The sequence below is a fragment of the Spongiactinospora sp. TRM90649 genome, assembly GCF_029382225.1.
Lineage (GTDB): Bacteria > Actinomycetota > Actinomycetes > Streptosporangiales > Streptosporangiaceae > Spongiactinospora.
In genome coordinates this window covers 130011-139124 of the sequence record NZ_JARLTC010000035.1, presented here as the reverse complement: position 1 = coordinate 139124, position 9114 = coordinate 130011, and the positions used below count along the sequence as shown (strand labels likewise).

8 protein-coding genes are annotated in these 9114 nt (G+C 72.4%); all 8 read right to left on the bottom strand.

What is annotated here, in order from left to right:
- Window positions 1-131: 131 nt before the first annotated feature.
- The 8 genes from P3X83_RS34505 to P3X83_RS34470 all read right to left on the bottom strand — a co-directional run bounded on the left by P3X83_RS34505 (window position 132) and on the right by P3X83_RS34470 (window position 9114).
- A complete protein-coding gene (locus P3X83_RS34505; protein WP_277309527.1) occupies window positions 132-1268 on the bottom strand; it encodes an extracellular solute-binding protein in 1137 nt (378 codons plus the stop codon).
- 1 nt (window position 1269) lies between these two features.
- Entirely contained in the window at window positions 1270-2727 is a 1458-nt protein-coding gene (locus P3X83_RS34500; RefSeq protein ID WP_277309526.1) for an amidase, read from the bottom strand.
- Window positions 2724-2939, bottom strand: a complete 216-nt coding sequence (locus P3X83_RS34495) for a hypothetical protein (protein ID WP_277309525.1) — start codon at window positions 2937-2939, stop codon at window positions 2724-2726. Before P3X83_RS34495 ends, P3X83_RS34500 begins: the two co-directional genes overlap by 4 nt.
- Window positions 2936-3925: a TauD/TfdA family dioxygenase gene (locus P3X83_RS34490; protein WP_277309524.1), complete on the bottom strand. Its 990-nt coding sequence runs from the start codon at window positions 3923-3925 to the stop codon at window positions 2936-2938. The genes P3X83_RS34495 and P3X83_RS34490 overlap by 4 nt, the downstream gene beginning before the upstream one ends.
- A 44-nt stretch (window positions 3926-3969) precedes the next feature.
- The gene (locus P3X83_RS34485; protein ID WP_277309523.1) at window positions 3970-4980 is read right to left on the bottom strand and encodes a TauD/TfdA family dioxygenase; all 1011 of its coding nucleotides are present in this window, start codon (window positions 4978-4980) and stop codon (window positions 3970-3972) included.
- Between the two features lie 91 nt (window positions 4981-5071).
- Window positions 5072-6235, bottom strand: coding sequence for an acyl-CoA dehydrogenase family protein (locus tag P3X83_RS34480; RefSeq protein WP_277309522.1), 1164 nt, complete (start codon window positions 6233-6235; stop codon window positions 5072-5074).
- Window positions 6228-7427, bottom strand: coding sequence for a CoA transferase (locus tag P3X83_RS34475; RefSeq protein WP_277309521.1), 1200 nt, complete (start codon window positions 7425-7427; stop codon window positions 6228-6230). The genes P3X83_RS34480 and P3X83_RS34475 overlap by 8 nt, the downstream gene beginning before the upstream one ends.
- A gap of 4 nt (window positions 7428-7431) precedes the next feature.
- Window positions 7432-9114 carry a urocanate hydratase gene (locus P3X83_RS34470; protein WP_277309533.1) on the bottom strand — a complete coding sequence of 561 codons (1683 nt, stop codon included), beginning with the start codon at window positions 9112-9114 and terminating at the stop codon, window positions 7432-7434.

Sequence of the window (9114 nt, the reverse complement as noted above, 5' to 3'; positions counted from 1 at the left end):
CGGCCCCGGCCCGATGACGCTGCTGGCCCGTGCCGTCGAACAGGTCGGTGCCGCCGCCATCCGCGCCAACGGCCCCGGGGGGGGGGGCGGGCGGCCCCCCCCCCCCCGGCGCCCCCCCCCCACGTCCGAGGTCAGCCGACGAGGATCTCGCGCAGCGCGTTACCGAGTTCCTGCTGCTGCTTGGCCCCCGCGATGCCGTCGACGAGGGTGATACCGGTCTTGTTGATGGGCAGGTTCTCCACCACCTCCGGCGACAGGTACTTCTCCATGTCGCGCCCGGCGGTGCCGCTGTAGAGCTTCTCGGTGAACTTGGCCTGGTTCTCCCGGTGCTCGGCGTACCACTTGACGAACTCGAAGGCCGCTTCCTTGTTCTTGGCGCCCTTGGGCACGCACCAGCCCTCGTCGAAGAGCAGCCCGCCCTCCCAGAACAGCTTCAGGTCGGGGACCTGCTTCAGTGACGACATCAGCACGGTGTTGGGGGCCTGCATGATGGCGACCTCGCCGTCCACGACGGCCTGCTGCATCTGCGCCGGGCTGGTGGACCACACCGACACCTTCGGCTTGATCTTCTTCAGCGCGCCCATCGCCCGGTTCACGTCCACGGGGAAGTACTTGCTCGGCTCGACGCCGTCCCCGGCCAGCGCGAACAGGCTGGTGAAGATGGGGTTGTTCGCCGTGATGCCCCTGGTGCCGGGGAAGTTCTCGGTGTCGAAGAACTCACGCGGGTTCGTGGGGCACTTCTTCACCAGTTTGGTGTTGCAGCCGATCAGGTTGACCGTGCCGCCGTGGTCGAGGTAGTAGGGCTCCGACGGGCTGGGCCGGATCGCGCCGTCGGCCACCAGCGGGGTGATGGCGCTGACCAGCGACGCGGGGAACTGCTCCAGGTTGCCGTCCATGACCAGCTTGGAGGTGTCGCCGCCGGGCGCCTCCAGCAGGTCCCACTCGACGTTGTTGCCCGCGCGCTGCGCGGCGACCTTGGCCGCGAAGCCGCCGCCGGGCGTGGCGATGGTCACCTTGATGCCGGTGTCCTTCTCGAACTGGTCGTAGAAGGCCTCCTTGTTGGCGGCCGTGAACGAGCCGCCCCATCCGGCGATGACCAGGGACCGCGCGCCGCCGGAAGCGGTCGCCGAGTCCGATCCGCTCGCCGGGGTGGAGTCCGACCCGCAGGCGGTCGCGGCGGTCGCGACGAGCGCCCCGGCCACCAGGACGGCCAGGCGGCCGTGCCGTCCACGCCTCCCACGGGGGGTGTGTGTTCTCTGGGAAGACATGTCATCCTGCTCTTTCTCGTGGTGTTACCGTGGCGTCCCCGAAGTGTGGGATCCCGTCGCGCGCGGCGGGCGGCACCCTGCGGTGCCAGTCGGTGTGCCGCTGGTAGGTGTCGGCGACGCGCAGCACCGTGCTCTCGCCGAACGGCCGGCCCACCACCTGAAAGGACAGGGGCAGCCCGGTGGCGGTGAACCCGCAGGGCACGGCGGCGGCCGGCAGACCGGCGGCGTTCCACGGGCCGTGGAAGCCGGGCCGCAGCAGCGCCGCCGTCAGGTCGGCCGTCTCGACCGGCGCGGGCGGGGTGAGCGCGACCGGCGTGACGAGCACGTCGACCCGCTCGAAGACCTGTGCCAGCCCCCGCCGGAACAGGCCGCGGACCCGCTGGGCCTGGACGTAGTCGGCGCCGGTGAGGAACGCCGCCCTGGCGAGCAGTTCGCGGGTGGATCTGCCGTACTCGGCCCACCGGCCGGTCAGGTTCTCGCGGTGGAAGGCGAACGCCTCGGACAGGAACGTGATGTTGTTGGCGTCGTTCGCCTCCTGCGCGTGGGGCACGACGACGTCGGTGAGCGTCGCGCCCGCCCGCGCCAGCTCTCCGGCGGCGCGCAGCACCCCGGCGCGGACCTCGGCGTCGAGCAGCGGCGAGTCCAGGAAGTACCCGGTCGGCACACCGATCCGCAGTCCCTCCACCCCGCCGCCGCGCGCCTCCTCGGCGTAGCGGGAGGGCGCGAGCGGCGAGGAGTACCGGTCGCCGGGGTCGTGACCGGCGATCACGCCGAGGATGAGCGCGCAGTCGTAGGCGCTGCGGGCCATCGGGCCGACGGTGTCGAGGCTGAACGCGCACGGGACGACGCCGTTCTTGGGCACCCGGCCGAAGGTGACCTTCAGCCCGGTGTGGCCGTTGGCCCCCGCGGGGCCGCGCACGGACCCGCCGGTGTCGGTGCCCAGCCCGCCCAGGGCCAGGCCCGCGCTGACCGCGATCGCCGTCCCTGAGCTGGAGCCCATCGGGGTGTGGGCGGGGTTCCAGGGGTTGCGCGGGAACGGGAAGCGCGTGCTGCGGTCGGGCAGGCCGCAGGCGAACTCGTTCGTGGTGGTCTTGCCGAGCAGCACACTGCCCGCCGCGCGCAGCCGCGCCACGACAGGGGCGTCCGCGCCGCCGCCCCAGCCGGGGTCGATGACCTCGCTGTTGGCCCGCGTCGGCGCGTCACGCGTGGCGATGATGTCCTTGACGGCCAGCGGCACCCCCTGCAACGGCGACCGGTCCCGCCCGCGCGCGAAGTCCGCGTCCGCCTCGGCCGCCGCCGCGAGCGCCTCGTCGGCGCACACGGTGACATAGGCCCCGAGCTCCCCGTCCAGCCGCGCGACCCGGTCGAGCACCTCCCGCGTCAGCGCCGTCGAGGTCACCGTCCCGGCCCGCAACGCCACCGCGGCCTCCTCGATCGTCAACGGCGACGCCGCGCTCATCGGAGGTCCTCGCCATCGGCGGTGGGGTCGAACGGAGGGTCGTCGCGGAGGTCGAGGGTGTGGAGGGCGGCGGCCTTGGCGCGGAGCACGGCGTAGCCGGTGGCGATGCGGGCGATCTCGTCCACGGAGAGGACGAGCCCGGCGGCGCGCAGTGCGTGCGCCGCCGCCTCGGCGTCGCCGGGGCCGGGCCGGGGTGCCGCCGGAGTGTTCATGCGATCCCGGCCCGCCATCTGCGCAGGGACGGGACCAGCGGACGGCCGTCCGCGCCACGGGAGATCCACAGGCGTTGCAGGCGGCGCTGGTGCTCCGGGTCCACCGGGTCGTCGACGAACCCGGTGCGCGAGTGGATCACCGTGTGGTTGCCGACGAACTCCATGTCGCCCGCCCGCAGCGTCACGTGCACGGCCGTCCCCGGACGCCGCAGCAGCGACTCCAGGTACATCAGGCAGGTCATCTCCTCGGCGCTCAGCCGGGGGACCTCCTCGAACCGCATCGCGCTCATGATCCGCTTGGTGGCCAGCGAGCAGGTCAGCGCGTCGCCGACGTAGGAGAAGATCGGCCGCGCGCTCCAGCCGGGCTCGCCGGGCGGCTCCGCGCCCTCCCAGTCGGTGGCGTACTCCCGGTAGACCAGGTCCAGCCACTCGGGGTGCTCGCGCACCAGGGCGTTGTAGATCGTCGCGGCGCTGGCCACGACCCGCGCGCCGCCGCTCCTGGCCGGGCTCAGGCACAGGTAGCCGACCACGTCGGTGGGGTCGGTGTGGAACGGCGCGCCCGCCTTGCTGGCGTAGGTGCCGCCGCGCTGCGCCGGGTGGTGGGCGTCCGCAAGGAGGCGCACCAGCGCGCCCTCGCGGTCCTGCGGCACGATCTGGCCGACGTGCCGGGCGATCGCCCAGTGGATCCGCGACGCCTGCTCGGCCGTGTACCTGGTGCCCAGCGGCAGGCCGCGCACCACCGTGTAGCCCGCGCCGATCTCCAGGCGTTCGACCAGGTCGGCGGCCAGGCCCGCGAGGCCGGGGGCGGGCGCGCCGCGCCGCGAGACCGCGTGGTCCGGGAGGCCGGGCAGCTCGTCGAGCACCCGGTCCAGCGCGTCCAGCTCGGGCTCGGTGAGGTGCCGCACGAACGGTTCACCGGCCCCCAGGTCGGCGGCCGTCCACACGCTCGGGCCGGTCACCGGCCGGTTCAGTACTTCCGTCGTCACGATGCGCTCCTGATCGCCGCTGTGCTCCTGACCGCTTCTGGGGGTCACGCGGACCGCGCCCACTCAAGGCGCGAGATGCCGCTACGCCAGTAGTGGTATTCCGGGCACACGACCCGCCCGGTGTCGGGACGGCTGACCCACAGCCGCAGCAGGTGACGCTGGAACATCGGGTCGCCGGGGTCGTCCACGAACCCGGTACGGCTGTGCACCGTCACGAAGTTGTTGACGAACTGGATGTCGCCGACCTCCAGCGTCATGTCCAGCGCGACGCCCGGCCGGGTCGGGATCTCGTCGAGGAAAAGCAGGCACGACACCTCGCGCGCGGTGAGCCTCGGCACGTCGGGGAACCGGGTGGCGCTGAGGATGCGGCCGGTGCGGTAGGCCGCCGACAGCAGGCCGTCCACGTAGGAGTAGAGCCGCGAGTAGTACCAGCCGGGGCTGCCCGGCGGCTCCTCGCTCACCCAGTCGGTCGGGAACCGCTTGTAGAGGATGTCGAGCCACTCCGGGTGCTCGTCCAGCACCGTGTTGTAGAGGGACATCGCGCTGGCGACCAGGCTGATGCCGCCGCTGCGGGCCTGGTTCAGGCACATCAGGCCGACGATGTCGGTCTGGTCGGTGTGGAAGGCGGCGGCGGAGGCCGTGGCGTAGCCGCGCGCGTTGTGGCCTTTGGCGCCCAGGTTGCGGATGTGCCCGATCAGCTCGCCCTTGCGGTTCTGCGGCACCAGCTCGCCCATGTGCAGGCCGATCGCCCAGTAGATCTTGGTGGCCTCCTCGACGCTGTAGCGGTCGTGGATCGGCAGCCCGCGCAGCAGCACGAACCCGGTGCCGTGTTCGAGCTCCTCGACCAGGTCGCGGACCTTTCCGGTGAACTCGGGCAGCGGGAAGTCGCGTTTGGACAGTTCCTGCGCGGACCTGTCGCGGACGCCGGCCAGCGCCCGGTCGAACTCCTGGAGGTCGTCCTCGGTGAACCTGCGGGCGTAGGAGTCCTCGTCGCCGATGTCGGCCGCCGTCCACACGCTCCGCCCGGTCACCGGCTCTCTCAGCATCTCTGCCATCACGCACTCCAAAAAGGGGATCGGCGATTCAGGGACCGGGCGCGTCCTGCGCGCCACGCGGTCCGTCGTGGGTTGGTCCAGGGCCCGTGGGTCAGACCACGGTGCCGTGCTCGTCGTGCAGCCGGCCCAGCAGTTTCGCGACGGTCAGCAGCTGGATCTGCGAGGTGCCCTCGTAGATCCGGAAGATCCGGCAGTCCCGGTAGAGACGCTCGATCTCGCTCTCTTTCACGTAGCCGTAGCCCCCGTGGATCTGCAGGGCCCTGTCCACGGCCGAGAAGCAGTTCTCACTGGCCACGTACTTGGCGAGCGATCCGGCCCGCCTGACGTCCTCGGACCGGTCGCGCAGCGCCGCCGCGTGGTAGGCGTGCAGGCGCCCGGACTGGACCAGGGCGTCGATCTCGGCGAGCATGAGCTGGATCGCCTGCAGCTCGCGGATGGGGCGGCCGAACTGGACGCGCGTGGACGCGTATCCGGTCGCCAGGTCGAGGGCGCGCATGGCGACCCCGTTGGCCAGCGCCGCCACGTCGATGCGGGCGCTGTTGAGCACCTCCAGGGCGATCCGGCCGCCGCCGCCGGACTCGCCGACCATGGCGTCCGGTCCGACGTGGACCCCGTCGAGGGAGACCTCGTACGCGTGCTCGCCGCGAATGCCCAGCTTCTCGATGGGTGCGGAGAAGCCGAGACCCGGCGCGCCGGTGGGCACGAGGAACGCGGTGATGCCCTTGATGCCCGCCCCGGGATCGGTCATCGCGAACACGATGATCGCGTCGGACTCGCGGGCGTTGCTGGTGAAGGTCTTGTTGCCGGTCAGGGTCCAGCCGTCCGGCCCGGCGGTGGCGCGGGTGCGGATCCGGCTGACGTCGGAGCCCGCGTCCGGTTCGGTCAGCGCGAAGGAGACCCGGTACGACCCGGTGGCCAGGCCGGGCAGGTGGCGTTCGCGCTGGTCCGGCGAGCCGAACTGGCGCAGGGCCTCCATGCCCAGGTAGTGACCGGCGAACACCGACCCCAGTGACGCGTCGGCGTAGGCCACCTCCTCCATGGCGAGCACCTGGGTCACCATGTCCAGGCCCAGACCGCCGTACTCCTCGGGGACGGTGATGCCCATCAGCCCCATGTCGGCGAGCCGGGCGATCAGCGTGGCGGGGTACTCGGCGGCGGCGTCGCGGTGGGCCGCGCCGGGCATGACCTCCTTGCGGCAGAACTCCCGCAGGGTGTCGCGGAACTCCCGCCGCTGGTCGTCGAGCAGGTCAAACATCGTCGTTCCCCTGTCGCGTGCGCGCCGGTTCGCCGATCCAGGCGGCGACCAGGTCGTTGTGCTGGCCAAGGGCGGGGGCGGTGGTGCCGTCCTCGCGGGAGCCGGCCATCCGGAACCCGGCGGCCAGCGTTGGGAAGCCGTCGGCCTCGGTGCGGACCATGCCGCGCGCGGCGACCTGCGGGTGGTTCAGCGTGTCGCGCACGTCGAGCACCGGGCCGCACGGCACGCCCGCCGCCGAGAGCGTGGCGATCGCCTCTTCGTGGGTCAGGCCGGACAGCGCGCCCTCGACCTCCTTGCGCAGTTCGTGGCGGTGCCGCCCGCGTTCGGCGTCGGAGCGGAAGCGGGCGTCGCCGGGCCACTCGGGGTGGCCGAGGGCGGCGGCGAGCGCGGTGAACAGCGGGTCGTTGGCGACGGCGATGGCGATCGGCCGGTCGCGGGTGGCGAAGGTGCCGAACGGCGCGCTGATCGCATGGTGGCTGCCGGTCGGCGTGATCGGCTCGTCGGTGAGCAGCGCGCGCATCGCGACGGACTCCAGGATCGACAGCAGGCCGTCGAACATGGCCACGTCGATGTGCTGGCCGCGCCCGGTGGCGTCGCGCTGCCGCAGCGCGGCCAGGACGGCGATCGCCGCCCACATGCCGGGCACCATGTCGCCGACGCTGACGCCGACGCGCGCGGCGGGCCCGCCGTCCGGGCCGGTCACCGACATCAGGCCGGACATCGCCTGGACGATCAGGTCGTAGGCGGGCTCCCCGGACAGCGGCCCGGTGCGGCCGTAGCCGCTGATGCTGACCGCGACCAGGCGCGGGTTCAGCTCCAGCAGGCGTTCCGGCGAGAAGCCGAGCCGGTCGATGACGCCGGGGCGGAAGTTCTCGATGAGCACGTCGGAGCGGCGGATCAGCTCGGTGAACGTGCGGCGGTCCTCGTCGGTCTTCAGGTCCAGCGTGATGCCGTACTTGTTCCGGTTGAGCAGCCGGTGGTAGCTGCTGACGCCGTCGTAGAACGGCCCGAAGTGGCGGCCGTCGTCACCGGCCGGTGGTTCGATCTTGATGACTTCGGCGCCGAGGTCGGCCAGGACCCTGCCGCAGAAGGGGCCCGACAGCACGCGCCCGAGGTCGAGCACCCTGATGCCGTCGAGTGCGGCTGCCTGCTCACGCACGACGTCCTCGTTTCCCTGGAACTGGTCGGCCATGACGTCACCCGCGATCGCGGGGGCCGGTGGCCCCGGTGCCCACCCTGGGCACGACGAGGTCGCTGTCCTCTACCACCGCGATCGCCTCGGGGTATCCGGCGTCGGCGTGGCGGATCACGCCGATGCCCGGGTCGGTGCGCAGCACCCGCGACAGCTTCGCCCGGCACTCCTCGGTGCCGTCGATGATCAGTGTCACGCCCGCCGAGATGGACCCGCCCATGCCGCTGCCCGCGCCCTGGTGGACCGCCACCAGGTCCGCGCCGCCCGAGGCGTTGAGCAGGGCGTTGAGGATGGGCCAGTCGGCCACGGCGTCGCTGCCGTCGAGCATCCCCTCGGTCTCGCGGGTGGGCTGGGCGACCGCTCCGCTGTCGAGGTGGTCGCGGGACATGGCGACCGGGCCGGCCAGCACGCCGTCGCGGACCATGTCGTTGACCATCAGCCCGAACGCGAGGCGCTGGCCGTAGCCGAACCACGAGCTGCGCGCGGGCAGGCCCTGGTGCGGGATGGACCGCATGGCGACCTCGATCCAGTCGGTGATCGACCGGTCTCCGACGAACCGCTTCAGGATCGCCTCGTCGATCAGCCGGATGTCGTTCTCGTCGCCGGACAGCGCCACCCAGCGGCACGGGCCCTTGCCCACGCAGAAGCTGGGGCGGATGTACTTCTTGACGAAGCCGTCGAAGTCGCCGGCGCGGTCGTAGCCCGCGCGGGCGGCCTGGTAGCGGATGGCGTTGCCGTACTCGAAGACCACCGACCCGGCGTCCTGCGCGGCGACCATGGCCTCGACGTGGCGGCGCACCGTTGAGAGGGCGAGGCGCTCGTAGCCCTCCGGGTCGTCGCAGCGCATCCGGCGGGCCTCCGGCAGCGACATCCCGGCGGCGATGTAGCCGTCGCGCATGTCGTGCGCCGAGGTCTGGTCGGTCAGCAGGTCAGGACGGCGGGCCGCGACGATCTCCGGCAGCGTGTCGGCGGCGTTGGCGATCAGCCCCACCGACAGCGCTGACCCCTCGGTCAGGGCCCGCTCCGCCGCCGCCATCGCCTCGTCCACCGAGTGCGCCTTGACGTCGAGGTATCCCGAGGCGAGACGGCGGTCGGCCCGCGCCTCGTCCACCTCGACGATCACCGCGACCGCGCCGTGCAGCTTCATCGCCAGCGGCTGGGCGCCGCTCATCCCGCCAAGCCCCGCCGACACCACGAACCTGCCGCGCAGCGAGCCGTCGAAGTGGGTGCGGGCGGCGGCGGCGAAGGTCTCGTAGGTGGTCTGCACCACGCCCTGCTGCCCGATGTACTGCCAGGCCCCCGCCGTGTACTGGCCGTAGGAGATCAGGCCGCGCTCCTGGAGGGCGTAGAACGTCTCCCAGGTGGCGTACTGGCCGACCAGGTTGGTGTTGGCGACCACCACGCGCGGGGCGGCGGGCGAGGTGGGGAACCGGGCCACCGGCTTGCCGGACTGCACCACGAGCGTCTCGTCGTCACGCAGGTCGCGCAGGGTATCGACGATCGCCGCGTAGCTGTTCCAGTCGCGCGCGGCCTTGCCGGTGGCCGCGTAGATGATCAGGTCTTCGGGGCGCTCGCCGTTCTCAAGGGTGTTCTCCAGCATCCGCAGCAGACCCTCCTGCCGCCAGCCCCGGCAGCGCAGCCGGTCACCGCGTGCCGCCTGGACCGGGCGTCGCCTGCCCACTGTCAT